A 24,512-nucleotide genomic window follows, 5' to 3' on the forward strand; every position below is an offset into this window, starting at 1 on the left:
GCAAGATGGGCCATGCTTAACCCGACGGCGTAGAGTAGCACCATGCACCTGGGGATGCTACCCATCAGCTCAAAACAGGCGGCAAATTAACATGTAACGTACAGAATAACCTGTAGTTTGTATCGAGCGCATTCACGCCTATCGACACAGAACATGCAGTCACCGTTCAGGGATCATATCCTTGAATAAGGCTTCCACCTCATTTTCTTTGGTTTCCGGCAATGTAGCAGGCTGCTCAGGCAAGGGCTCTGCGTCTTGTACCGTCATCGGCACCAAAGATTGTAATAATGCGATCTGTTGTTTCTGTTGTTCAACAATCTCATGCAGCAGTCTTATCTGCTCATTGGCCCGTACACTGGCCCGATTAATAAAGAACCAAACCAGAATCACCAGCAATACAATCAGAGCGACAAAAACCACTTCCAGCATGTCTGAAGCAAAACTACTCATGTCTAAAACCTGTTACATAATCTGACTCAGGCGCGCATTCTAGCACTGTGCCGCCAGAAAATTCGACATTCAATACCGTAATTCTGCCCGCCTGAGCCGGGTTTAGCGCATAAAAAAGCCTGTCGCAAGGACAGGCTCATTGCAGAATACCTCTACCGCCACCCATATCAGAACGGGTAATCGTGATATCCCATTTGATCAGAGATATTACGCGCCGCCGTATGCAACATGGCAACATATTCATGCTTATTGTCTTCTGAAAAACGAATCGTCGGAAAAGAAATACTTAACCCGGCAATCACCACACCAAAACGGTCAAACACCGGAACGGCAATACAACGCAAGCCTTCTTCCTGCTCTTCGTTGTCTTCGCCGAACCCTTGCTGACGAACCAGATCAAGTTGAGGCAACAGCTCTTCCGTATCAGCGATGGTGTGCACAGTACTGCGCTTGAATTCCACATGGGACAGAATTTCTCTGACCTCATCACGATCACGCCAGGCCAGCAATACCTTGCCTATCGCCGTACTGTGCAACGGATTCCGACGCCCAATACGCGAATACATACGCAGGTTGTACATAGAATCAATTTTATGGATATAAACGATGCTATCTTCATCCAGTGCGCCAAGGTGGATAGTTTCGCGGGTCAGCGCCGATAACTCGCGCATCTGAATATCCGCACTACGGATCAGATCAACGTTCTGCAGCGCTTTAGCGCCCAGCTCAAACAATTTCAACGTCAGCGAATATTTCTCTGACTCACCTTCCTGAGCAACATATCCCAGAGATTTCATCGTCTGTAGGAAACGATAAACAGTACTTTTAGACATCATTACGCGCTGTGAAAGTTCAGTAATGCCAATTTCACGCTCTTCGCCTAATGCCTGCAAAATACCAAAAACCTTTAAGACTGATGACACGGAATCGGGTTGTTTATCTAAATCTGCAATAGCCATTTTGGTGGTTACCCTACTCAGTATTTTTTGTTTTAAAAAAAATAGAACACTTGTTTTAGTATAAAGGGAACGCTTTGAACATGGCAATCGGGCATTACTATTACTGACAATCTGCTTAACATTTGTCCATCACAATAGTACTGCCTGATTAATAATCTTATTGTAAAAGCGAAAAAAAACCGCGCCCTTCATGGGCACGGCTGCAGGTACGGTTATTGCCACACGGAATCAGGCACTTTAGCCAGATACAACGCCGGCTTACCATCGACATCAGACGTAAACAGGATATGTTTATCATCCGGTGTGAAAGAGGGATGCGGATGCGTTACCTGGCGGTCACCTTCCAACACTTCCCATGAAGTATTATGTTGCGCGACCTGGAAATGTTTCCCGGTCTTCATGTTGAACACATACAGGAAAGGATCGTTCTCGATTTTGTAGCCACCGTCATCTTTCACGTCCACCGGCGCGTTACAACCATCCCCAACCATCAGAGATCCATCATAGTTACTCATCAGGTGGGAACAAGGCGGCATCTCTGTCAATTGACGGTTTTCCAGCGTGACAGGGTCAACGCTGCAAATGAAACGGTTGGTGCTGCCTTTCAGGTAAGAAACATAAGCCAGCGCAGAGCCATCCGGCACCCAGAATTCATGAGTACAGCTTTCCCCCGGCGCATGTTCTTTCACTTTGCGCATATTGGTGCCGTCTTCATTGATAAACCACATGCGGGCATCAACCAAATCATGTGGGCCTTCATGGCAGAACGCGACCGTATTGTCATCGCCAGGACGATAAATAGGATGACCCAACCACTGTTTTTCCTGCAGAATCGTCGTAGCTTCACCGGTTTTCAAGTCAATACGAATCAAACGGCAGCATGGATTGGTAAAATAGAATTCCTGGAATTTTTTCCAGTCGGTCAATGGCTTCCAATCCTCTTTCTTGATTTCGATACCCACCATCTTGGTGCAATCAGAGTTGGCAACCCAAGTACCGTACCCAACCCAATCATCCGGTACCTGATAAATATTGGTTTCTTCCAGTGTATTAAGATCAACGCGCATCAAATTACGTACATTTTTCACATAATAAAGCGCATCGTCATTCGGAGACAGGAAGCCGCCAAACGTATTGTCACCTGTACCTTCGGTCAGTTGAGTGGCTTGCTGCGTTTTCAGATCTAACAAGTAATAGTTCCACGGCCCATCAAAGGCGCCACCAAACAGCAGCTTGCTACCATCATTGGAAAAACATTTCTGATAGAAGTAGTTGCGGTGGCAGATGACATCGGGAGGGGTGAGACGCACCACTTCGGTGCCGGTGACTGAATCCTGGTAGGTATGGAACGTAAAAGAAAGCTTTTTACCTTTGGCCATCCGTAAATCCTTAGCGCTTATCGTGAAAAATTAGACGCTGCCAGATGAAAGATACCCGTCATCTCGGCAATCGCCTTGTTATATCAGTATTGTAGAAACAATGTTTCACTTTTCCGTGATCATGGTTTTATTTTATAAAACATTCTTTCCCTTTTCACGGACTGTTTGCGTTGGCGCAAGATTATTTTGTCAGACGTTGAACCGGATATGGCTGTAGCCATCGGGTAAGGGATAAAAAAACAAAGGCCCCGCAGGGCCTTTGCACATAACATCGTCATGGTAATTACTTCAGGTATTCACCCGAACGCAGCGCTTCAATACGCTTATCCAACGGCGGATGCGACATAAATAGTTCGCTGAGAGATTTAGACTTACCATTGATACAGAAAGCCATCATGCTGCTTGCTTCCTGCGGTTCATAGCTGGTCTTCAGGCGCTGTAATGCAGCAATCATCTTCTCGCGGCCGACCAGTTTTGCCGAACCGGCATCAGCATGGAATTCACGGTAACGAGAGAACCACATCGTAATGATGCTGGCCAGAATGCCAAATACCAGCTCCAACACCATCGAAACCGCCATATAAACCAGCGGGTTTCCATTGCTGCTTTCCTCGCTATCATCACGGTTGCCGGACAGAAAGCTGGTGACGATTTGCGCGATAATACGGGAAATGAAGATCACAAAAGTGTTCACCACCCCCTGCACCAACGTCATTGTCACCATATCACCGTTAGCAATGTGACTGATTTCATGAGCAATAACCGCCTCAGCCTCATCACGACTCATGTTCTGCAATAGCCCGGTGCTGACTGCAACCAACGAACTATTACGGCGAGCGCCTGTCGCGAATGCGTTAATATCGGGCGCATGATAAATAGCGACCTGCGGCATGGCGATACCTGCCTGCTGAGACTGAGCACGCACCGTCTCCAGCAACCAGCGTTCGGTTTCATCACGTGGTTGTTCAATCACCTCACCGCCGACGGAGCGCAGCGCCATCCATTTAGACATCAGCAGCGAAATGATCGACCCGCCGAAACCAAACACACCAGCCATGATAATCAAGCCTGCCATGCTGTTGTGCTGAACTCCCGTCAGGCTGAGTACCAGCCCGAATACCACCATCACCGCCAGGTTGGTGAGCAGGAAAAGCGCAATACGCATCATATGATTAAGATTTCCTCTTTCAGCAAAAGCAATAAAAGTGTTTGCAACAACCACATCGTATGGGTTGCGCGGCCATTTTCAAGCATCCATAACCTTTATGTTACCAAATTAACATAACTTTACACTTTTATTGGTAAATGTGGGGATAGAAGAATGGTTCTTCATCACGAAGAAACGGGCCGCCTGTAAGCGTAGCCATCGACGGCATTCTCATCTGCATAATGTCAACGGGAAGCAGAGAAACCGTTACGCTCGCAGGCCGAGGTGTAATTAAATATAATTGATGTAATATTCGCGTCATGCTCTCTGTTATATCGCGGCATAGGCTAAAGATTGCACGGTATGATGGCGCACAACCCTATCATTCTCGCCATGTTGCGTGCTGACGACGCAAAAATATCTCGGCATCCATTGCGTTTCTGCGGGTTAACAGATGCCCGTCACACCGATTAAAGAGGTCGTCAGGCCAAAGGGGCGTTCTCCAGCTCCAGTAATTTCTCAAACTCCGCGGCCGGCATTGGGCGCCCAAACAGATACCCCTGCGCCTGCTCACACCCTTTATTGAGTAATCTTTCGCACTGTTCTTGCGTTTCTACTCCTTCGGCAATCACATCTAAACCAAAGCTTTTCCCTAAATAAAGGATCGCACGAACAATCGCCGCATCCGGAGGCGACTCACACATGGCTCGAACAAAAGTCTGATCGATCTTAAGCCGGGTAACCGGGTAGTGCTTCAACATGCTGAGTGAAGCGTACCCCGTACCATAGTCATCAAAAGCAATGCCAATACCGCTGTTACGCAGTTCATTAAGCGGTTTCATCATACTTTCGTCATGACGCAATATGATGTTCTCTGTAATTTCCAGTTCCAGCGCACCGGGTTTAAGCCCTGTTTGCATCAGAACATCCTTAATTTTCTGTGCCAGACGGCCCGAACGGAATTGCGCGGCAAACAAATTGATACTAATGCGGAAATTCCTCGCCCCGGCCCGGCACCACTCAGATGCCTGCTGGCAAGCGGATTGGACCACCCAATCGCCAATGCGCTCTGCCCACGGACCACGTTCCAATGCAGACATAAATGCGGCCGGCCCCAGTAAGCCTTTATAGGGATGACGCCAGCGCAGCAACGCCTCAGCCCCCACGACCTTACTGTTGACCAGACTCACCTGAGGCTGATAAAACACCTCGAACTCTTCTTGCTCATACGCCCTAATGAATTCCAGTTGGAAAGCGTGACGAGCCTGAAAAACCTCTCTTAACTCACGGGTAAAAAAGCGATAGCAGTTACGCCCATCCGCTTTCGCCTGATACAACGCCAAATCCGCACTGGTAAGTAAGTCTTGCACGGTTGTCCCATGCGTCGGGTACATCACCAATCCAATACTGGCGCTGGTGTTGATTTGTTTGTTATCGACAAGCACGGCTTGCGAAATATCATGAATGATTTTTTCCGCCAGTTTCGCTACCCGCTCTTTATCATTCTGCTTCGGCAACAAAATGGCGAACTCATCCCCGCCCATGCGGGCAACCAGATCGCCGGACTGGACGTTATCCTGTAACCGCCTGGAGACACTGGACAAAATTTCATCGCCGCTGGCGTGCCCGAGGCTGTCGTTGATATCTTTGAAGCCATCCAGATCAATAATCATGATGGCCGCCGGCTCGCCGTTTTTCAGTACCTGATCCAGCGTAGACGTCAGCAATGTACGGTTAGCCAACCCAGTAAGAAGATCCCGGTGCGCCTGCAGGAATAACCGCTCTTCGTAGCGTTGTCTTTCCGTCGTATCACGCAAAATGATGCCATAACGCGTCTGATTGTGGTCATGCCACATGGATACCGTCAGCTCGGTTGGTATCATGGTGCCAGGCAAGGCTCGCGTTTCTAATTCAATCGAACTGCCTTTAAAAATCGCGGTCTTGTCCGTTGCCAGGTGATGCAACTGCACAACAAACATATCTGGAACGATGATGCTGATATGTTCACCAATGATCTGATCACGGCTGTACTCCAGCATTTTCTCTGCCGACTCGTTCCAGAAAGTGATCGTCCCTTTGTCATTGACGCAGAGAATGGCATCAGGCGACGATTCGGCAATACTCTCAAAACGGGCCTGACTGGCACGACGGGCCAGGTCCAGACGTCGCATTTCCAGCTTGTCCATCACCAGTGCGGCAAAATCCTGCAAGTTATGCGCATCGCGGGCACTTAGAGAAGCGCGGGGTTTGTTATCGATAATGCACAGCACTCCGATAGGAAACCCGCCAGGCGTCCGCAAAGGGATACCGGCATAAAAGCGAATGTGCGGCTCTCCGATGACCAACGGGTTATCTTTGAAGCGGGGATCTTTGCGCGTATCGGGGATCACCATGATCCGTTTCTTGAGAATCGCATGCGCACAGAAAGATTCGTCTCGTGACGTTTCACATACCGGCATCCCAATGCTAGCAGCAAACAGCTGTCGCTCTTTCTCTACCAGCGAAATCAATACGATAGGGACGTTGAAAACGTTGGCCGCCAAATTGATCAGATTGTCAAAACCAGGATCAGACAGCGGTTTGCTGATACCGTACTCTTGTAATGCCGCAAGTCGGCTTTTCTCATCTTTATTTGCTGGGGCTCGACTCATGGGGGTTCCCCTCACATTATCCATTGTTTTTTCTATCAGAAAAAATTGTAGCCTGTTGTCGCGATGATGCTTACCGTAACTTTTCACGCAAAAAAATCACCGACGAATAAAATCCATCGATATCTTTCGATTAAATTTAAAACGATAACTGGCTACTGTCCCTCTTTACTCTGTCTCTTCCCCACATCAGGGAACGCATCGGCCATGCAAATTATCGGACGGCATCAACAGAATAGCAAAATGCACACGCGGAGGAAGACCTGGCCTCCAAGATTTTCTGATTTCAATAAAAATAAAGGGAATTACAAGTGGTTAATTATTCTAATAGATCGTTATTCCCAATCATCAATCAAAACTTGATAACCCCTCGCTATAAGATGTTTTAATCTGTTACCTTTCACCGCGAACCAATACGCCAGATACCTTTTCTCCACAGGCTTAAATACCAGAAAATGCTTTTCCTTTAAGAAAATCGGCACGTAAAACCAAAATAAAAATTACCTTATTGGTGTTATATCGGACGCCAATCCTATTCCAATTCGACGCTGAAACGAGTGAAGAACCCCCCTCCTGTTTGCGTGTTTGCGTTATTACAAACAGTAACTGATGATCAATGCAGATAAAAAGCATCATAAAAGAGAAGAGAATGTAAAGTGATGCCTCAAATTGACAGAACAAAAGCGTTGACAGAAAAACGTGCGGAACAGTAAACCCGAAAGGTTCGCAATTGCTGCGGAATAATGCGTTAGAGAAACAGTATAGACAACGAAAAAGTAACCTCACGGAGGTCTTGCCGCCGTGAGGTTTTATTCGATGTCGCCATCGATTACATGTTGCTGATGATATCCTGCGCAAACTCGCTACATTTCCGCAGCGTAGCGCCTTCCATCAGACGTTCAAAGTCATAGGTGACCGTCTTGTTCTTGATCGCGCCTTCCATACCTTTCACGATCAGATCCGCTGCTTCAAACCACTCCAGGTGGCGCAACATCATTTCAGCAGACAGAATAACGGAACCTGGGTTCACTTTGTCCTGGCCGGCATACTTCGGTGCAGTACCATGCGTAGCTTCAAACAGCGCGCACTCGTCGCCAATGTTGGCGCCCGGTGCAATACCGATCCCACCGACCTGTGCCGCCAGCGCGTCAGAGATATAGTCGCCGTTAAGGTTCATACAGGCGATCACATCGTATTCAGCCGGACGCAACAGAATCTGCTGCAGGAAGGCATCAGCAATCACATCTTTAACGATGATATCTTTACCGGTTTTCGGGTTCTTGATTTTCACCCACGGCCCGCCGTCGATCAGCTCACCACCAAACTCTTCGCGAGCCAGTTGGTAACCCCAGTCTTTGAATGCGCCTTCGGTGAACTTCATGATGTTGCCTTTGTGCACCAGCGTCACGGAGTCGCGATCATTCGTGATGGCATATTCAATCGCGGCGCGAACCAGACGTTTGGTCCCGGCTTCAGAACAAGGTTTTACACCAATGCCGCACTGCTGCGGGAAACGGATTTTTTTCACACCCATTTCATCTTGCAGGAACTTGATGACTTTGTCCGCTTCCGGCGTACCGGCTTTCCATTCGATACCGGCATAAATGTCTTCGGCGTTTTCACGGAAGATGACCATATCGGTCAATTCAGGATGTTTAACCGGGCTCGGCGTGCCTTCATAATAGCGAACCGGACGCAGACAAATATACAGATCCAACTGCTGGCGCAGCGCTACGTTCAGAGAACGGATACCACCACCCACCGGCGTGGTCAGCGGCCCTTTGATGGCTACACGGTATTCGCGGATCAGATCCAGCGTTTCATCCGGCAACCAGACATCTTGACCATACACCTGGGTGGATTTCTCACCGGTGTAAATTTCCATCCAGGAAATTTTGCGCTTACCCTGATAGGCTTTATTTACCGCGGCATCAACAACGTTAATCATGGCTGGCGTAACATCGACGCCAATACCGTCGCCTTCGATAAACGGAATGATCGGATTAGCCGGCACGACCAGTTTACCCTGAGCGTCAACCGTGATTTTCTGCCCTTCTGCCGGTACAACTACTTTACTTTCCATTAACCTCTCCTTCGAGCGCCATTTTGTTAATGACTTGTAAGATGCGTGTCAATACTACTTGAATATTTAGCCTGAGCCAATCACAAACCATTTCGAGTATAATGGTTTTGTCATTCACAGCCAGTAATAAGATGAATAAATTCCCTGTTAAAAATCACCGACTTAAACGATTCAGCTCTCGGCCAAAAAAAAATGTGCCGACGGCGGCGGCACAGGCGCGCATCGTTTTGTTCAATAAACCTTTCGATGTCCTGTCACAGTTTACCGATGAAGGCGGCCGCGCTACGCTGAAAGATTATGTCCCCTTACGCGATATCTACGCTGCCGGCAGATTAGACCGGGACAGCGAAGGTCTGATGATATTGACTAACGATGGTCAATTGCAGGCACGCCTGACACAACCCGGCAAGAAAACCCCTAAAATTTATTACGCCCAGGTTGAAGGTATTCCCGACGACGACGCCCTTCACGCTTTTCGAACCGGCCTGCAACTCAACGACGGCACGACATTGCCGGCAGGTGCCGAGCGAGTGGAGGAACCCGCATGGCTGTGGCCGCGCCAGCCGCCAATCCGCGAGCGAAAAAACATTCCGGTTAGCTGGCTCAAAATCACGCTGTACGAAGGCCGTAACCGGCAGGTAAGGCGCATGACGGCGCATATCGGCTATCCGACACTGCGTTTGATTCGTTACAGTATGGCTAACCAGACTCTTGATGGGTTATCTCCCGGCGAATGGAAGGAAATCGACCATGTTTAAACCGCATGTAACCGTAGCCTGCGTTGTTCAAGCGGAAGGCTACTTTCTGGTGGTTGAGGAAGAAATCAACCATCGCCGGCTATGGAACCAACCGGCTGGTCACCTGGAAGCGGACGAAACGCTGATCCAGGCCGCACAGCGCGAGCTATTCGAAGAAACCGGCATTCATGCCACGCCGCAAAGTTTTCTGCAATTACATCAGTGGATCGCGCCGGATAGCACCCCTTTCCTGCGCTTTAGTTTCACTATCGACTTACCTGAGCGGTTACCCACCACGCCTCACGACAGCGACATCGCCTGTTGTCACTGGCTGAAACCGGAGGATATTCTGCAGTCATCCTGTTTACGCTCACCCTTGGTCGCCGCCAGCCTGCACTGTTATCAACGCGGACAGCGTTATCCGCTGAGCCTGCTGGAAGCGTTTAACTGGCCATTTCCCATCCCAGCCTGACACCGCGCGGGTTCGCCGTTTAACCAGCGGCGAATACGCCTCACCTGACAACCTGTTTTCAGGTATCGCGCTATCAGGATAATGACGCGCAAGGAAATGTGTGATCACGATAAATGTGTTAACCTGTTGCGCCTGTTTTTCGCTTTAACGCTTTACACCACCTCATTGAGTTTGAGTTCGCGAGATGTCCATGTCAGATAACAGCCAGAAAAAAGTGATTGTCGGTATGTCCGGCGGTGTTGACTCATCGGTTTCCGCCTACCTGCTGCAACAGCAAGGCTATCAGGTTGAAGGCCTGTTCATGAAGAACTGGGAAGAGGATGACGACACGGAGTACTGCTCTGCCGCCACTGATTTGGCTGATGCGCAGGCGGTGTGCGACAAGTTGGACATTGAACTGCATACCGTCAATTTCGCGGCCGAATACTGGGACAATGTTTTTGAACATTTTCTGGCGGAATACCGCGCCGGTCGCACTCCCAACCCGGATATTCTGTGCAACAAGGAAATCAAGTTCAAAGCCTTCCTGGAGTTTGCGGCAGAAGATTTGGGCGCGGATTACATCGCGACCGGTCATTACGTACGTCGTCATGACATCGATGGAAAAAGTCGCCTGCTGCGCGGTCTGGACGGCAACAAAGACCAAAGTTATTTCCTCTATACGCTGAATCACCAGCAACTGGCCCAAAGCCTGTTCCCGGTGGGCGAATTAGAAAAACCGCAGGTGCGGAAAATCGCCGAACAGCTCGATCTGGCGACCGCCCGGAAAAAAGACTCCACCGGTATCTGTTTCATCGGCGAGCGCAAATTCCGTGACTTCCTGGCACGTTACCTGCCTGCACAACCCGGCCCAATCTTATCCGTCGACGATGGTAAAGTGATGGGCGAACATCAGGGCCTGATGTACCACACGCTGGGGCAACGCAAAGGGCTCGGCATCGGCGGTGTGAAAGAAGGCGGTGACGACCCGTGGTATGTGGTTGATAAAGACGTTGCCGGCAACGTGCTGTATGTCGCTCAGGGCCATGAACACCCACGCCTGATGTCCGTCGGGCTGATCGCGCAGCAGTTACATTGGGTCGATCGTGAGCCGCTGGCGGCACCACTGCGTTGCACCGTCAAAACCCGCTATCGTCAGGCCGATATTCCCTGTTTGCTGACGCCGCTGGGCGCCGACCGCATTGAAGTTCGTTTTGACGAACCGGTAGCGGCCGTCACGCCGGGCCAATCCGCCGTATTTTACCTGGGCGAAGTGTGCCTTGGCGGCGGCATCATTGAAGAACGCCTGCGCGCGGCGCAATAAACCGCAAACCCATATCGTATCCAGGGGAATCCGTGTGATCCCCTGGCATTTCAGGCTCCACGCATCATCGTTTACCCTATCGGTTACACCATGCGCTATGTCAAATAAAACACGGCGTTGGCACCTTTTCCGCTGTCATGACACTAAACTTTGAATTATCGGACGATCAGGACAGCAGATTTGCAGCCCAGACCGGGTTTCGCCAGGTTGATGCTGGGTTCATCCTGATTTTTATGGCATGATCATCGCCTTTTTAGGCTGTGTGAGTGGAAAAGCCGGAGATTTCTGCCGGTTTTGCTTTTTCTTCTGGACCGCAGCGGAAGTGCAGACAGTATGGCTATTCCGGGCTCGCACGCCGGCCAGATGATGTTGACAGGAGTAATTGTGGCTAAAAATTATCATGACATTACGCTGGCGATGGCAGGCATCTGCCAGTCTGCTCACTTAGTGCAACAATTGGCACATCAGGGCAGTTGCAATATGGATGCATTCAAAACGTCACTGAAAAGTATCATGAATATTAACCCCGCCAGTACACTGGATGTCTTTGGCAATGCGGAACAGAATCTGAAGATTGGGCTGGAAACGCTGCTGGGGATTCTTAATTCATCACGCGAAGGTCTGGGTGCGGAGCTTTCACGCTATACATTCAGCCTGATGGTACTGGAACGTCGCCTGCACAATAACCGCGAAGCGCTGGATGAATTAGGCAACCGTATCAAGCAGTTGGATCGTCAACTGGATCATTACGACTTGTTATCGGATACGTTTATCAATGTGCTCGCCGGTATTTACGTTGATGTTATCAGCAAGCTCGGCCCGCGCATTCAAGTAACCGGCGCGCAGGATGTGCTAAAAAATCCGCAGACTCAGGCAAAAGTTCGGGCAGTACTGCTGGCCGGCATTCGTGCCGCTGTACTCTGGCAACAAGTAGGCGGTAGTCGGTTGCAACTGATGTTCTCCCGCAACAAGCTGGTGCGCCACGCGCAAGGGATCCTGACCCACAGTTACAGCTAACCCGGCCGGTCACCGGTTGATTGACGGCGGCTGCTTATTCCGGTTCAGCCGCCATCATGAGATACTGTTTATTAAGAGACACGACCTACCATCAGATACGCTCTGTTATGAGATGTTATCTACCATGAAATGCTTTTTGTCATGCGGTAGGATGCAACAATCTATGTTACTTATTTGAAAACAATCCCAGGAGTTGCTTGCGATGGAATTATCCTCACTGACCGCCGTTTCCCCCATTGATGGACGCTACGGCGATAAAGTCAGCATGTTGCGCACTATTTTCAGCGAATACGGTCTGCTGAAATTCCGTGTGCAGGTTGAAGTACGTTGGCTGCAAAAATTGGCGGCCTGTGCAGAAATCAAGGAAGTTCCTGCATTTGATGCCGACGCAAACGCTTTCCTTGACAATATTGTCGCCGAATTCAGCGAAGAAGACGCCGCACGCATTAAAACCATCGAGCGCACCACCAACCACGACGTCAAAGCAGTCGAATATTTCCTGAAAGAAAAAGTGGCGGCGGTGCCGGCACTGCATGCGGTAAACGAGTTTATCCACTTCGCCTGTACTTCCGAAGATATCAACAATCTGTCCCATGCTCTGATGCTGGACACCGCCCGTCGCGATGTGTTGTTACCGTTCTGGCGTAATATCATTGATGCCATCAAACAGCTGGCACAGCAGTATCGCGATATTCCGCTGCTGTCCCGTACTCACGGCCAGCCGGCTACGCCGTCGACTATCGGTAAAGAGTTCGCGAACGTCGCCTATCGTATGGAGCGCCAGTTCCGTCAACTGCAACAGGTGGAGATCCTGGGCAAAATCAACGGCGCCGTAGGCAACTATAACGCCCATATGGTGGCGTATCCTGCGGTTGACTGGCACCCGTTCAGCGAAAGTTTCGTGACCTCGCTGGGTATTCAGTGGAACCCCTACACCACACAGATCGAACCCCACGACTATATTGCCGAGTTGTTCGATTGCATCGCCCGTTTCAATACCATTCTGATCGATTTTGACCGTGATATATGGGGTTACATTGCCCTTAATCACTTCAAACAGAAAACCATCGCCGGTGAAATCGGCTCCTCCACCATGCCGCACAAAGTTAACCCGATCGATTTCGAAAACTCCGAAGGCAATCTGGGGCTGGCGAACGCGGTAATGAGCCACCTTGCCAGCAAACTGCCGGTATCACGCTGGCAGCGCGATCTGACCGACTCTACGGTGCTGCGTAACCTGGGTGTGGGCGTCGGCTATGCCGTCATCGCTTATCAGGCGGCGCTAAAAGGCATCAGCAAACTGGAAGTCAATCGTGACCATCTGCTGGATGAATTGGATCACAACTGGGAAGTTCTGGCCGAACCGATCCAGACAGTAATGCGCCGTTACGGTATTGAAAAACCGTACGAGAAACTGAAAGAACTGACCCGCGGCAAACGCGTCGATGCCGAAGGGATGAAAGCCTTTATCGATGGTCTGGCGTTGCCGGATGACGAAAAAACGCGTCTTAAGGCTCTGACTCCGGCCAATTACATCGGCCGCGCCATCAACATGGTTGACGAACTCTAACCTCACTTCGGGCGGCATACCCTGCCGCCCGGCTTAGCGCCTATATATAAGACAGGCTATTATTTCCTGCCCAACCGTTTAACCTCAGTTGAGCACAACTGTGGATAATGCTGCTGCAACCGCTAAAAATAGAGCCTTGCTATTGTTGGCTATCCCACCTGGTGCCAAAGCGTATGGATACACACGGCAAAGCCTGTACAACGCGTTGGTAGTTCACTAAGTTTGGACAGCTACTGCATAGTGATAGTTACTTAGTTACTGCATAGTGATCGCGACTACGTAGTAATAGTGACTAAGTTTGGATCGCTCTCATCAGGAAAATGACCGAGGAAAACCGTTATGCGCATTCTTGTCGTTGAAGATAATGTTCTGCTACGCCATCACCTCAATGTCCAGTTGAACGAAATGGGGCATCAGGTTGATGCCGCAGCGGATGCGAAAGAAGCGGATTATTTTCTTCAGGAACATGCGCCGGACATTGCGATTGTCGATCTGGGTTTGCCGATAGAAGATGGCACCAGTTTAATCCGTCGCTGGCGCTCGCATCAGGTCAAGCTACCGATTCTGGTTCTCACCGCCCGGGAAAGCTGGCAGGAAAAAGTGGCGGTACTGGAAGCCGGCGCCGACGATTATGTCACCAAGCCGTTCCACATAGAGGAGGTCGTTGCTCGTATGCAGGCGTTGATGCGCCGCAACAGCGGCCTGGCTTCGCAAATCATCAGTCTGCCGCCTTTTGAAGTCGACCTGTCACGCCGGGAATTACTGGTGCATGGCGAAGCGGTCAAGCTGACGGCGTTTGAATACACGATCATCGAAACGTTGATCCGCAATAATGGTAAGGTCGTCAGCAAAGAATCGCTCATGCTGCAACTCTATCCGGACGCCGAGTTACGGGAAAGTCACACCATTGACGTCCTGATGGGGCGGTTACGTAAGAAACTGCAATCCGCCAACTCCCATGATGTCATCACCACGGTGCGCGGGCAGGGTTACCGCTTCGATATCTAATCATTCCGGACGATATATTTTACTCTGGACAATATGTTTTACTCTGGACGATATCTTTTACTCTGGAGAGTAAATTGAAAAAATCGCCTTTTTCGCTGCGTTTTCGTTTTCTGATCGCAACCGCGGCAGTGGTACTGGCGCTGACGCTGTCCTATGGCATCGTCGCCGTGGTGGGATACAGCGTCAGTTTTGATAAGACATCATTCCGCCTGCTGCGCGGCGAAAGTAACCTGTTTTATAGTCTGGCGCAGTGGCATGACAATCAACTGACTATCGCCACGCCACCAGAAATCGACATCAATTACCCCACGCTGGTGTTTATCTACGATAAGCACGGCAATTTGCTGTGGCGTGAACGCGCCGTCCCGGAACTGGAATCCCAGATAAAACCGGAATGGCTGGAAAAAACGGATTATCACGAGCTGGATGCCGACAGCAACACCAGTAATGCCGTCTTGCAAGGCAGTAACCCACAAATGCTGGATAAGTTGCACGCCTACAGTTCGGAAGACAAAACGCCGTTCACCCACTCTATCGCGGTCAATGTTTACCCGGCGTCGGAGCGTTTACCCAAGCTGGTGATCGTGGTGGTAGACCGGGTCCCGCAGGAGCTGCAACAGGCGGATGTAGTCTGGGAGTGGTTTCGTTATGTGTTTATCGCGCATCTGGTGCTGGTTTTACCGTTACTGTGGCTGGCGGCACACTGGAGCTTGCGGCCAATCAAGCATTTGGTTCACCAGATTAGCGAACTGGAGCTCGGTTCACGGGAGCACCTGGACGAAAACCCGCCGCAGGAGTTGAACAGCCTGGTGCGTAACCTCAATACACTGTTGAGCAATGAGCGCCAGCGTTATCACAAATATCGCACCACCCTCACCGACCTGACCCACAGCCTGAAAACGCCGCTGGCGGTGTTACAAACCACGCTGCGCTCGCTGCGTACCGGCAAAGAGCTGACCATCGAGCAGGCCGAACCCATCATGCTGACGCAAATCAGCCGTATCTCACAGCAAATCGGTTATTACCTGCACCGTGCCAGCGTACGAACAGAACACCTGTCCATCACGCGGGAAGTGCACTCCGTTCCGGCGCAACTCGATGCGCTCTGTTCTGCATTGAATAAAGTGTACCAACGTAAAGGCGTAGTCCTGACGATGGATATTGCGCCGGAGCTGACGTTCATCGGCGAGAAAAACGATTTTATGGAAGTCATGGGCAATATTCTCGACAACGCCTGCAAGTATTGTCTGGAGTTCGTAGAGATCAGCGCGCGTTATTCCGGCCAAAAACTGCATCTGGTGATTGATGATGACGGCCCCGGTATCCCCGACAGTAAACGGGAAGTGATATTCCAGCGCGGACAACGGGCGGACACATTGCGCCCCGGTCAGGGTATCGGGCTGTCGGTCGCGGCAGAAATCATCGAGCAATATCAGGGAGAAATTCTGATCGGTAGCAGTGCGCTCGGCGGCGCCAAAGTAGAAGCGATTTTTGGCCTCCAGCATCTCGGGCAGAATGAGGGGTAATGCACTCTGCCGCCCATCGCCTACAATGACATTATTGACGATGTCATCACCATTGACGATGCCATCACCGGCAACACTCAGCTATTATCGCCCACAGCCGAATCGCTCACAGCCGATTGAAACGGCTGCCTTTTGCCACCCGCCGTTTCATTTGTGCGTTTCATTTGTGAATTGAGTGTGAACATCGGCACGGCGACTTCGTTATAATTGCCGATAGCTCCCTATTACTGGAAATACGTTATGGACTACCAACTTAATCTCGACTGGCAGGATTTTCTGACACGGCACTGGCAACAAAAACCGCTCATCATCAAAGGGGGGTTCCGGCATTTCATCGATCCGATAAGTCCGGATGAACTGGCCGGGTTAGCGATGGAAAACGAGGTGGACAGCCGCCTGGTCAGCCACCGTGACGGCCGTTGGGAAGTCAGCCACGGTCCGTTTGAAAGCTACGATCACCTGGGAGAGAGCAACTGGTCTCTGCTGGTGCAGGCCGTCGACCACTGGCATGAGCCTTCCGCCGCGCTGATGCGTCCTTTTCGCCAGTTGCCCGACTGGCGCATTGACGACCTGATGATTTCATTCTCTGTTCCGGGCGGTGGCGTCGGCCCACATCTCGATCAATACGACGTATTTATCATTCAGGGCACCGGCCGTCGCCGCTGGCGCGTTGGCGACAAAGTGCCGATGAAACAGCATTGCCCTCACCCGGATTTACTACAGGTTGAACCGTTCGAGGCCATTATTGACGAAGAACTGGCGCCTGGGGATATTCTCTACATTCCCCCCGGTTTTCCACATGAGGGCTACTCGTTGGAGAACTCCCTCAACTACTCGGTAGGATTCCGTGCGCCCAGCGCCCGTGAGCTGGTCAGCGGCTTTGCCGACTATGTGCTGTCTCGGGAGCTGGGCGGGCAGCGTTACAGCGATCCTAATATTCCCACTCGCGCTCATCCGGCGGATGTGCTGCCGCAAGAGCTGGATAAACTCCAGCATATGATGCTGGAGCTGGTTCAGCATAAAGAGGCGTTCCATCAATGGTTCGGCGAATTCGTGTCTCAATCACGTCATGAGCTGGATCTGGCGCCGCCGGAACCGCCCTATCAGCCAGGCGAGGTATACGACCTGTTGCAACAGGGTGAAGCGCTGCGTCGTCTTGGCGGATTGCGGGTATTACGTATCGGCGCTGAGTGCTTCGTCAACGGCGAGCGGTTGGGAAATCACCCGCCGCAAGCCATCGCCGCGCTGGCGCAATACGATGTGCTGAATGCCGAACGTCTTGGCGATACGTTGGACGACCCTTCTTTCCTCGTCCAATTAACCGCACTGGTCAACAGCGGTTACTGGTATTTTGTTGACTGATGCTTGATTGCAGGCGTTGCGAACTGATTATCGGCATCCCCGCCCCCTAAAACCAAGAGACGCCGTTCGGCGTCTCTTTTTGCTCACACTGTTGCTCACATCAGTGACTCACATTGATGTCATCAGGCTTTAACCGACAGGCTATCACTGTGAGTTTGCCGGGTTTTGGCCCGCATCGCCGTCAGTTCAGCAATACGCATGATCACCGAGACCGCGCTTTCCATCCCTTCCAGCGTCACAAACTCATGCTTGCCGTGGGCATTGTAGCCGCCGGTAAACAGATTAGGACAGGGCAACCCGCGGAAGGACAGTTGCGCGCCATCCGTGCCGCCACGAATCGGCTGCATCAGTGGTGTCACTCCGCAATCACGCATAGCCTGCTGCGCCAGTGCGATAATATGCGGATACTGCTCCACCTGTTCGCGCATGTTGTAGTAGCTGTCGGTAATCGTGACCTCGATGTAGCAATCCGGGTGCAGCCCTTTGCCCACCGTTTCGGCGATATCCAGCAGCGTTTTTTTGCGTCGCTCGAAGCTGTCGCGCTCAAAATCGCGAATGCTGTAATGCAGTTCCGCCCGCTCTACCGTTCCCTTCGCGCTATGCAGATGATAAAACCCCTGATACCCCTCGGTATGCTCCGGAACTTCATCCGCCGGCACCAGTTGGTGAAACCGCGTCGCCAGCGACAACGCATTAACCATCACCCCTTTGGCCCAGCCGGGATGCACATTGTTGCCGACAATTTTTACAACGGCCGATGCGGCATTGAAGTTTTCATACTCCAGTTCGCCCACACCACCGCCGTCTACCGTGTAAGCCCATTCGGCCCGGAATGCGTCAACATCAAAATGTTGCGCGCCTTTACCGACTTCTTCATCCGGCGTAAATGCCACACGGATCTCACCATGCGGGATCTGCCGTTTTTTCAGCCGCACCAGCGCGGTCATGATCTCAGCAATCCCCGCCTTATCATCCGCGCCCAGCAGTGTTTTGCCGTCGGTCGTGATCAGCGTTTGGCCCAACAGGTGGTGCAACACCGGGAACATCACCGGCGACAACACCTCGTCGCCCATACCCAGCGCGATATCACCGCCACGGTAATTCTCTACAATCTGCGGGTTAACGTGCTTGCCGCTAAAATCCGGCGAGGTATCCATGTGCGCGATAAATCCCACCACCGGCACCGGCCAGGCAACATTGGCAGGTAACGTCGCCATCACACAACCGTGTTTAGTGACCGATACCTGTTCAAACCCAAGTTCAATTAATTCCTGTTGCAGCGCCTGCGCCAGTTTCATCTGCCCTTCCGTGCTCGGCACCTGCCGTACGCCCGGTCGGGACTGGGTATCAAACGCAACATAATTCAAAAAACGATCAAGTAACTTTTCCATCATCACCCCCTCCGATGGATAACATGTTTCATTATGTAGAGGGCGCCTATGCTACATATTGCGTCAGGTCAGTTTTTATTGGTTTTCCACCTGACACAACCGCCTTACACCGCCCATGACACCGGGCTGTAGGCCCGCAATGCGCCGGATGCGCCATGAAAGCCCACAAGCAGTTAATAAACAGGCAACATCCCAGGAGACTGGCGACGGCACGTCGCCACAAGGCAGGAGTCGAGGGCGGCGGTTCAGCACCGCCCTCGGAGGATTACAACCACTCGTAATACTGGCCCAGGCGCTTATCACAGCCGCAACAGCCGCCGCATTTGGGTGCGGCATCGCCGGCGTGAAAACGGATTTTGCCTTTTTGCACCCACACCGCCAGCATTCTTTCCACCACGCCTGGGTCTGCCCGAAAAGCCGCGCTAATGTCTTGCAGCGACACCTTGTTTCTTTCGCGGACAAAATCCCGCAATTCGAGTAGCGTCATCATCTCTCCCCGGCGGGCGGTAAACCCGCCCGACTGATTATTTCACTTCACCTATCACGGTACGCTGACGTTGCAGCCCATTACGACGCAACAGCATGACCGTGACAAACAGCATCGCAGCAACCCCCAACAGTGAACACAGCGAGTACAGCGGATGCTGACCAAAACGCCCAATCTGATAGACCACCACCGCAGCGCTGTAGCCGACCTGAATGGTCCAACCGGCGCAAAACAGCGTCCAGGCGGTTCCCACCTCACGCCAGATAGCCGATACCGACGCCACGCAAGGGATGTACAACAACACCATCAGCAGATAGCTGAATGCCCCCAGACGCCCATCAAACAACTGCGTGATCACCGTCAGCGACGTCACGGAAAACTTGTTGTCTTTGGCGATGGTGGTGGTATCCGACAGATCCCCAACGTTGATCCCCAACGGGTTCAGCACGGCATCGCCCAGCTTGCCCAGATTCTCCGGGATGGTCGCCAACGCATCATGAATGCCGCCGCTCAGGCTGAAGGTTTTGGCTTCCGCCTTGCTACCGCCGTCTTGCGAGACCGCCATCGCGCCGTATAGCGAATCCAGCGTACCGACTACCGCTTCCTTGGCGAAAATCCCGGTGAATATCCCCACGGCCGCCGGCCAGTTTTCTTCACGAATCCCCATCGGTTTAAATACCGGCACAATCGCTTGCCCAACCGCCGACAACACCGACTTCTGGGTATTCTGGTTACCGAAGGAGCCGTCGGTGCCCATTGAGTTAAGGAAGCCCAGTACGGTCACCACCACCACAATCAGCCGACCGGCACGCAGCAAAAACCCTTTCAAACGTTCCCAGGTGCGGATCAGCACACTGCGCAGGCTGGGCAAATGATAAGGCGGGATCTCCATGACAAATGCGGAAGCATCACCCTTCAGCGCGGTATTTTTCAGCAAAAAGCCGGTGGCGATAGCGGCGGCGATCCCCACCAGATACAGCCCAAATACCAGATTCTGCCCCCCTTCGACGAACAAGGCGGAAGCAAACAGCACGTATACCGGCAACCGTGCGCCGCAGGACATAAACGGCGCCATCATCACGGTGACCACGCGATCGCTATGACGCTCCATGGTGCGGGTCGCCATCACCGCCGGCACATTACAACCAAAACCGACGATCAACGGCACGAACGCCTTGCCCGGCAACCCGATGCTGCGCATGAATCGGTCCATCACAAACGCGGCCCGCGCCATATAGCCGGAGTCCTCCAGCCAGGACAGGAACAGATACAAGCAACCGATCACCGGAATGAACGTAGACACGGTCTGGATACCGCCGCCGACACCGTCCGCCAGCAGCGTTTTCAGCCATTCCGGCGTATTCAGCGCCAGCAACAACTCGCCGAACCCATCCACCAGCAGGCTGCTGAACAGCTTGTCGAAGAAGTCGATAAACGCACTGCCGATATTGATGGTGAAAACAAACATCAGGTACATCACCAGCAGGAAGATCGGTATACCGAAAAAACGATGCAGTACGATGCGGTCAATCTTGTCGGTCAGGGTCGCAGAGGCTTCGCCGCGGCGGGTAATGACCTCGCGAGCCACCGCTCCGACGAACTGATAACGCGCATCGGCCAGAAAGATATCCAGCTCATCTTCATACTCGGCCACCAATCGGGCTACCTGCGCATCGGCAAACGCCAGCGCGTCGGCAGGCACCCGGTCACGCACCGTCGCATCGCCTTCCAGCAACTGAATCGCCAACCAGTAGGGATTGCGAATGGCCGGCAACCCCTGCAACTGTGCCGCTATCGCCTGCGCGGCCTGATTCAACGGTGCATCGTAAGGAATCGATACCGGTGGAATCACCGGTGTCGCCAGCGCCGCCTGACACATCTCGTGCAGCATCCCGATGCCTTGCTTCTGGCTGGCGGTAATCGGGATGACCGGACATCCCAATCGCTGCTGCAAACCGGCGATATCAATGTCCAGTTTGCGGGCAGTGGCGATATCCATCATGTTGACGGCGACCACCATCGGCACCTGCATATCCAGCAACTGCGCAGTGAGATACAGATTACGTTCCAGGTTGGAAGCATCGACGATATTCAGCACCAGATTCGCTTCGCCGGACAGGATGTAATCACGCGCCACCCGCTCATCTTCCGAACTCTCGGAAGACGGGTTCAGTGAATAAACCCCCGGCAAATCCACCAGCGTCACCTGCTGCTGTTGATAACGGTAACTACCGACTTTCTTTTCCACCGTGACGCCCGGCCAGTTACCGACTGTTTGTTTACCGCCGGTCAGCACGTTGAATAACGTCGTTTTGCCACAATTCGGGTTACCCACCACGCAAATTACGGGTTGCGTACTCATAAAAAATCCTTACCTGCCCGGATTAACATTTTTCCAGTATCAAAATCTGTGCTTCGCCTTTACGCACGCTAATCGCGGCACCGCGCAGACGCAGCTCAATCGGGTCTCCCAACGGCGCCACGCGCGATACCGAAAACTCCACCCCCGGCGTAACGCCCAGCGCCAGCAAGCGCTTGCGGTAATCCGCCGATCCTTTCTGAAACCCCAGCACACGCCACTGTGTGCCCACCGCCAATGCTTCCAGTGTCATCGCTGTATAGACCTCATGCCCATGATTGCGTCAGAGAAACGACTGTTTTATAGATCGATTGTTATAGATCGATTGATGCCGATTATTGCTGTGGCGACACCCACACCTGCTTGCCCATTTCCCAGTTGATCGCCACGCGGCTATCACCGGCGGCCAGCATCAATGGTTGATTGGCATCACGCTGAATAACGCGCACCTGCCCGCCGACGCGGATGCCAAGCTCAGTCAGCCGCTGCTGGTATTCGCCCGTTGAACGAATTCGCGCCACCACGGCATTCACGTTAAGCGGGAGATCAAGCAGCGTTTGAAGACTCAGAGCCATACGACATTCCTTCACTGACAGTGTGCAGCACCCCGCCGACCAAGCGGCGGTAATGCATCAAAGAAAGTAATAACGATTATCAATCATATTCCTGTCCGCGAGCCGCCTCTTGACGTGCGTCAAGGGAGGTGAAGATTGGGGTGGGACGTCAGAAAAGTAAGGTGTGTCGCGCAAAGCAACGGCGAGAGACGCGAGGCTATCGGTTCTTCCTCAACAACAGAAAGGCACGCTGCCGCCAAGGTAAGTGTCCCGGTTACCGCGATGTGGGCGGGTGATGTTATCGGTGGTGAGGCAGTGCGTAGTCCTGCCCAGGTGGTTTTGTCATTACAGCATGACGGTTTACAGCATGACGGTAATGACAAAACATTTCCCGTCTGGCTGCTAAAGCATTTTCGGGCAACCCCACCACGACTCAGGCTCAAGCACAGCGGGTAGCTGCGGCAGCACTCAGGTCTGACAAGCAGATAAAAAACCCCGGTCTGTTAAGAGCCGGGATTAACCATTTATAACTCTTGATATCAGCGCGCCGGGCTGTCTGCCGAACCCGCTCCCGGCGCACTCACAGAGATAGGAACGCACACACCGGCTCAGTCGTTTTCAGCCGACAGCAGATCACGCTCGTAATCCTGCCCGCCATGCCATATTCCCACGACACTGACCACCATTGACACCTCGTCCACCACGAAGGCGACTATCGTTCTCTTGCGGTAGTTCGTGACGCGCAACCCCGGCAGGATGTCGTCCCGCTGGCTTCCTCTGTGCGGGAACTGCGACAACGATTCGCAGTAATCCACAAGCCCCTCCGTATAACTCAGGGCCGTTTTGGGCGTTGCCGCACGGGCGATATAGTCGTACAACCCGGCTAGTTGCTCCTGCGCCTGTGTTGCATACACCACCTGATAATCCATCACGCCTCTCCGGTCGCTTTCCTGTGCATGGCCTTCAGTTTGCTCCTGACCTCTTCGCCGCTCAGGGCCGGACTTTCACCACGTTGCAGTGATTCCCACGCTGGCACAACCTGCTCGCGCAGCCAGTTATCAACCGCATTGTCACGGGCCATCAGCGCACGCAACCCTTCACGGATCACTTCGCTTTCTGAGGCGTATTCACCACTGGCGACGCGGGCTTTCACCTGAGCGGCCATTTCATTCGGTAATGTGATACTCATTTGCTGTGTCGTTCTCATCGCGAGCCTCTTTGCATCCCAACGGGTAGGATTTAATCATATCCATTCTTTTCACGCTTGTCAGGTGGCGGAGTGTCAGCCGCCTCATCCGCCATCAGGTCAGCCAGCAGCCCGGTTTCCTCTTCCGGGTCACGCTCCGCCGGATGCGTCGAGGCATGAACCGCCTGCAACGCCCGGATGTCACCTGCGTGTAGATTTGCGTGCTCTCCACGCTCGCATGGCCCAGCATCGCCTGTATCCACCGCAGGTCCGCCCCGTTCTCCAGCATCTGTGTGACCATCGCATGGCGGAACAGGTGGCGCAGCTTCCCCATTTCGCTATTCCCGATACCCTGATGTAGTGGCTCACCAGACTGATGATACCGTTCGGCGTCAGCCCTTCCACGCCGTCCAGAGCCACGAACAGTGCCTGGCAGTGCGGAATACGTGTCATGCCCGGCTGCATGGTCATCACCGCCCAGAACACCCGCGAACTGTGGCACTGTCTCGAAGGCCTCAGCATCGAACCCTTTGACCCGGACGCCGCCGCCAACTGGATCAGGCATTACCCCGGCGGCCTTAAGTTCGCCGAGTAACCAACACCACCCTCGGCCCTCGCCCTGTCTCTTATACACAAATCCTCCGGCAAAATTGTCGGGGGATTTTTTTGAATCTTTTCTCTGTTTGTTGATCTCTATCTGATACTCCCCCTTGTTTCTGGTGTTCTGTTATGGTGTTTTCTGATTGTTATTCATGGGCTGACGACATTTTTGGATCCGCTGAATTAGGGGATTTACGCCGTACCCGGCGGCTTGTCACCCTGGCTTCCTCACTGGCTCAATACACTGGACTGTCTATCGTGAAATCCTCCCATA

23 protein-coding genes and 1 pseudogene are annotated in these 24,512 nt (G+C 52.3%); 10 read left to right on the forward strand and 14 right to left on the reverse strand.

Annotated elements, in window-relative coordinates:
* Positions 1-159: 159 nt before the first annotated feature.
* From DCH402_RS11160 to icd, 6 genes are all read right to left on the reverse strand, one after another.
* The gene (locus DCH402_RS11160) at positions 160-450 is read right to left on the reverse strand and encodes a YebO family protein (protein ID WP_040001152.1); all 291 of its coding nucleotides are present in this window, start codon (positions 448-450) and stop codon (positions 160-162) included.
* 167 nt (positions 451-617) lie between these two features.
* Complete coding sequence (kdgR, locus tag DCH402_RS11165) at positions 618-1,409, reverse strand: DNA-binding transcriptional regulator KdgR (RefSeq protein ID WP_012769666.1); 792 nt, start codon at positions 1,407-1,409, stop codon at positions 618-620.
* A 212-nt stretch (positions 1,410-1,621) separates the two neighbouring features.
* The gene (gene ogl / locus DCH402_RS11170; protein WP_040001153.1) at positions 1,622-2,788 is read right to left on the reverse strand and encodes an oligogalacturonate lyase; all 1,167 of its coding nucleotides are present in this window, start codon (positions 2,786-2,788) and stop codon (positions 1,622-1,624) included.
* A 283-nt stretch (positions 2,789-3,071) separates the two neighbouring features.
* Positions 3,072-3,956 (reverse strand): protease HtpX, encoded by an 885-nt coding sequence (htpX, locus tag DCH402_RS11175; protein ID WP_012769664.1) that lies wholly within the window; start codon positions 3,954-3,956, stop codon positions 3,072-3,074.
* A gap of 461 nt (positions 3,957-4,417) precedes the next feature.
* Entirely contained in the window at positions 4,418-6,586 is a 2,169-nt protein-coding gene (locus DCH402_RS11180) for a sensor domain-containing phosphodiesterase (RefSeq protein WP_040001154.1), read from the reverse strand.
* 826 nt (positions 6,587-7,412) lie between these two features.
* Positions 7,413-8,666 (reverse strand): NADP-dependent isocitrate dehydrogenase, encoded by a 1,254-nt coding sequence (gene icd / locus DCH402_RS11185; RefSeq protein ID WP_012769662.1) that lies wholly within the window; start codon positions 8,664-8,666, stop codon positions 7,413-7,415.
* A gap of 101 nt (positions 8,667-8,767) precedes the next feature.
* Here icd and rluE point away from each other — a divergent pair, with 101 nt between their 5' ends.
* The 8 genes from rluE (at position 8,768) to DCH402_RS11225 (ending at position 17,661) form a co-directional block, all read left to right on the forward strand.
* On the forward strand, positions 8,768-9,424 hold the full coding sequence (gene rluE / locus DCH402_RS11190) for a 23S rRNA pseudouridine(2457) synthase RluE (RefSeq protein WP_071604700.1): 657 nt from the start codon (positions 8,768-8,770) through the stop codon (positions 9,422-9,424).
* The gene (locus DCH402_RS11195) at positions 9,417-9,875 is read left to right on the forward strand and encodes an NUDIX hydrolase (RefSeq protein WP_040001156.1); all 459 of its coding nucleotides are present in this window, start codon (positions 9,417-9,419) and stop codon (positions 9,873-9,875) included. The genes rluE and DCH402_RS11195 overlap by 8 nt, the downstream gene beginning before the upstream one ends.
* A gap of 190 nt (positions 9,876-10,065) precedes the next feature.
* On the forward strand, positions 10,066-11,178 hold the full coding sequence (gene mnmA / locus DCH402_RS11200; RefSeq protein ID WP_040001157.1) for a tRNA 2-thiouridine(34) synthase MnmA: 1,113 nt from the start codon (positions 10,066-10,068) through the stop codon (positions 11,176-11,178).
* A gap of 384 nt (positions 11,179-11,562) precedes the next feature.
* Entirely contained in the window at positions 11,563-12,195 is a 633-nt protein-coding gene (gene hflD, locus DCH402_RS11205; protein ID WP_040003546.1) for a high frequency lysogenization protein HflD, read from the forward strand.
* Positions 12,196-12,397: 202 nt separating this feature from the next.
* Entirely contained in the window at positions 12,398-13,765 is a 1,368-nt protein-coding gene (purB, locus tag DCH402_RS11210) for an adenylosuccinate lyase (RefSeq protein ID WP_040001158.1), read from the forward strand.
* Between the two features lie 339 nt (positions 13,766-14,104).
* Complete coding sequence (phoP, locus tag DCH402_RS11215; protein WP_012769656.1) at positions 14,105-14,773, forward strand: two-component system response regulator PhoP; 669 nt, start codon at positions 14,105-14,107, stop codon at positions 14,771-14,773.
* Positions 14,774-14,847: 74 nt separating this feature from the next.
* Positions 14,848-16,299: a two-component system sensor histidine kinase PhoQ gene (gene phoQ / locus DCH402_RS11220; protein ID WP_040001159.1), complete on the forward strand. Its 1,452-nt coding sequence runs from the start codon at positions 14,848-14,850 to the stop codon at positions 16,297-16,299.
* Between the two features lie 240 nt (positions 16,300-16,539).
* Positions 16,540-17,661 carry a ribosomal protein uL16 3-hydroxylase gene (locus DCH402_RS11225; RefSeq protein WP_040001160.1) on the forward strand — a complete coding sequence of 374 codons (1,122 nt, stop codon included), beginning with the start codon at positions 16,540-16,542 and terminating at the stop codon, positions 17,659-17,661.
* 122 nt (positions 17,662-17,783) lie between these two features.
* On the opposite strand, the gene pepT is transcribed toward DCH402_RS11225, so the two are convergent.
* The 8 genes and pseudogenes from pepT to DCH402_RS11265 all read right to left on the reverse strand — a co-directional run.
* Positions 17,784-19,052, reverse strand: coding sequence for a peptidase T (gene pepT, locus DCH402_RS11230; RefSeq protein ID WP_040001161.1), 1,269 nt, complete (start codon positions 19,050-19,052; stop codon positions 17,784-17,786).
* A 265-nt stretch (positions 19,053-19,317) separates the two neighbouring features.
* Complete coding sequence (locus tag DCH402_RS11235; RefSeq protein ID WP_226053370.1) at positions 19,318-19,542, reverse strand: FeoC-like transcriptional regulator; 225 nt, start codon at positions 19,540-19,542, stop codon at positions 19,318-19,320.
* A 34-nt stretch (positions 19,543-19,576) separates the two neighbouring features.
* Positions 19,577-21,901, reverse strand: coding sequence for a Fe(2+) transporter permease subunit FeoB (gene feoB, locus DCH402_RS11240; protein WP_040001162.1), 2,325 nt, complete (start codon positions 21,899-21,901; stop codon positions 19,577-19,579).
* Positions 21,902-21,923: 22 nt separating this feature from the next.
* Complete coding sequence (locus DCH402_RS11245) at positions 21,924-22,151, reverse strand: FeoA family protein (RefSeq protein WP_012769649.1); 228 nt, start codon at positions 22,149-22,151, stop codon at positions 21,924-21,926.
* Between the two features lie 82 nt (positions 22,152-22,233).
* On the reverse strand, positions 22,234-22,473 hold the full coding sequence (locus DCH402_RS11250) for a FeoA family protein (protein WP_016941525.1): 240 nt from the start codon (positions 22,471-22,473) through the stop codon (positions 22,234-22,236).
* A gap of 587 nt (positions 22,474-23,060) precedes the next feature.
* Positions 23,061-23,381: a type II toxin-antitoxin system RelE/ParE family toxin gene (locus DCH402_RS11255; protein WP_040001163.1), complete on the reverse strand. Its 321-nt coding sequence runs from the start codon at positions 23,379-23,381 to the stop codon at positions 23,061-23,063.
* The gene (locus tag DCH402_RS11260; protein ID WP_033580981.1) at positions 23,381-23,659 is read right to left on the reverse strand and encodes a type II toxin-antitoxin system ParD family antitoxin; all 279 of its coding nucleotides are present in this window, start codon (positions 23,657-23,659) and stop codon (positions 23,381-23,383) included. The genes DCH402_RS11255 and DCH402_RS11260 overlap by 1 nt, the downstream gene beginning before the upstream one ends.
* A gap of 32 nt (positions 23,660-23,691) precedes the next feature.
* Positions 23,692-24,073 (reverse strand): annotated as a pseudogene (locus tag DCH402_RS11265) (tyrosine-type recombinase/integrase); the annotation flags it as partial.
* A gap of 16 nt (positions 24,074-24,089) precedes the next feature.
* Here DCH402_RS11265 and DCH402_RS22735 point away from each other — a divergent pair.
* Positions 24,090-24,233 carry a hypothetical protein gene (locus DCH402_RS22735; protein WP_162531370.1) on the forward strand — a complete coding sequence of 48 codons (144 nt, stop codon included), beginning with the start codon at positions 24,090-24,092 and terminating at the stop codon, positions 24,231-24,233.
* 134 nt (positions 24,234-24,367) lie between these two features.
* Positions 24,368-24,512 (forward strand): IS4/Tn5 family transposase DNA-binding protein (locus DCH402_RS21335; protein ID WP_071604702.1); only part of this gene is annotated, 145 nt, incomplete at its 3' end.

The organism is Dickeya chrysanthemi NCPPB 402 (assembly GCF_000406105.1).
Taxonomy (GTDB): domain Bacteria; phylum Pseudomonadota; class Gammaproteobacteria; order Enterobacterales; family Enterobacteriaceae; genus Dickeya; species Dickeya chrysanthemi.

What these genes read in the sequence shown, in the direction of transcription:
- DCH402_RS11160 (WP_040001152.1), bottom strand. Translation starts at nt 450, where the DNA reads ATGAGTAGTTTTGCTTCAGACATGCTGGAAGTGGTTTTTGTCGCTCTG.
- kdgR (WP_012769666.1), bottom strand. Translation starts at nt 1,409, where the DNA reads ATGGCTATTGCAGATTTAGATAAACAACCCGATTCCGTGTCATCAGTC.
- ogl (WP_040001153.1), bottom strand. Translation starts at nt 2,788, where the DNA reads ATGGCCAAAGGTAAAAAGCTTTCTTTTACGTTCCATACCTACCAGGAT.
- htpX (WP_012769664.1), bottom strand. Translation starts at nt 3,956, where the DNA reads ATGATGCGTATTGCGCTTTTCCTGCTCACCAACCTGGCGGTGATGGTG.
- DCH402_RS11180 (WP_040001154.1), bottom strand. Translation starts at nt 6,586, where the DNA reads ATGAGTCGAGCCCCAGCAAATAAAGATGAGAAAAGCCGACTTGCGGCA.
- icd (WP_012769662.1), bottom strand. Translation starts at nt 8,666, where the DNA reads ATGGAAAGTAAAGTAGTTGTACCGGCAGAAGGGCAGAAAATCACGGTT.
- rluE (WP_071604700.1), top strand. Translation starts at nt 8,768, where the DNA reads ATGGTTTTGTCATTCACAGCCAGTAATAAGATGAATAAATTCCCTGTT.
- DCH402_RS11195 (WP_040001156.1), top strand. Translation starts at nt 9,417, where the DNA reads ATGTTTAAACCGCATGTAACCGTAGCCTGCGTTGTTCAAGCGGAAGGC.
- mnmA (WP_040001157.1), top strand. Translation starts at nt 10,066, where the DNA reads ATGTCAGATAACAGCCAGAAAAAAGTGATTGTCGGTATGTCCGGCGGT.
- purB (WP_040001158.1), top strand. Translation starts at nt 12,398, where the DNA reads ATGGAATTATCCTCACTGACCGCCGTTTCCCCCATTGATGGACGCTAC.
- phoP (WP_012769656.1), top strand. Translation starts at nt 14,105, where the DNA reads ATGCGCATTCTTGTCGTTGAAGATAATGTTCTGCTACGCCATCACCTC.
- DCH402_RS11225 (WP_040001160.1), top strand. Translation starts at nt 16,540, where the DNA reads ATGGACTACCAACTTAATCTCGACTGGCAGGATTTTCTGACACGGCAC.
- pepT (WP_040001161.1), bottom strand. Translation starts at nt 19,052, where the DNA reads ATGGAAAAGTTACTTGATCGTTTTTTGAATTATGTTGCGTTTGATACC.
- DCH402_RS11235 (WP_226053370.1), bottom strand. Translation starts at nt 19,542, where the DNA reads ATGATGACGCTACTCGAATTGCGGGATTTTGTCCGCGAAAGAAACAAG.
- feoB (WP_040001162.1), bottom strand. Translation starts at nt 21,901, where the DNA reads ATGAGTACGCAACCCGTAATTTGCGTGGTGGGTAACCCGAATTGTGGC.
- DCH402_RS11245 (WP_012769649.1), bottom strand. Translation starts at nt 22,151, where the DNA reads ATGACACTGGAAGCATTGGCGGTGGGCACACAGTGGCGTGTGCTGGGG.
- DCH402_RS11250 (WP_016941525.1), bottom strand. Translation starts at nt 22,473, where the DNA reads ATGGCTCTGAGTCTTCAAACGCTGCTTGATCTCCCGCTTAACGTGAAT.
- DCH402_RS11255 (WP_040001163.1), bottom strand. Translation starts at nt 23,381, where the DNA reads ATGGATTATCAGGTGGTGTATGCAACACAGGCGCAGGAGCAACTAGCC.
- DCH402_RS11260 (WP_033580981.1), bottom strand. Translation starts at nt 23,659, where the DNA reads ATGAGAACGACACAGCAAATGAGTATCACATTACCGAATGAAATGGCC.
- DCH402_RS22735 (WP_162531370.1), top strand. Translation starts at nt 24,090, where the DNA reads ATGCCCGGCTGCATGGTCATCACCGCCCAGAACACCCGCGAACTGTGG.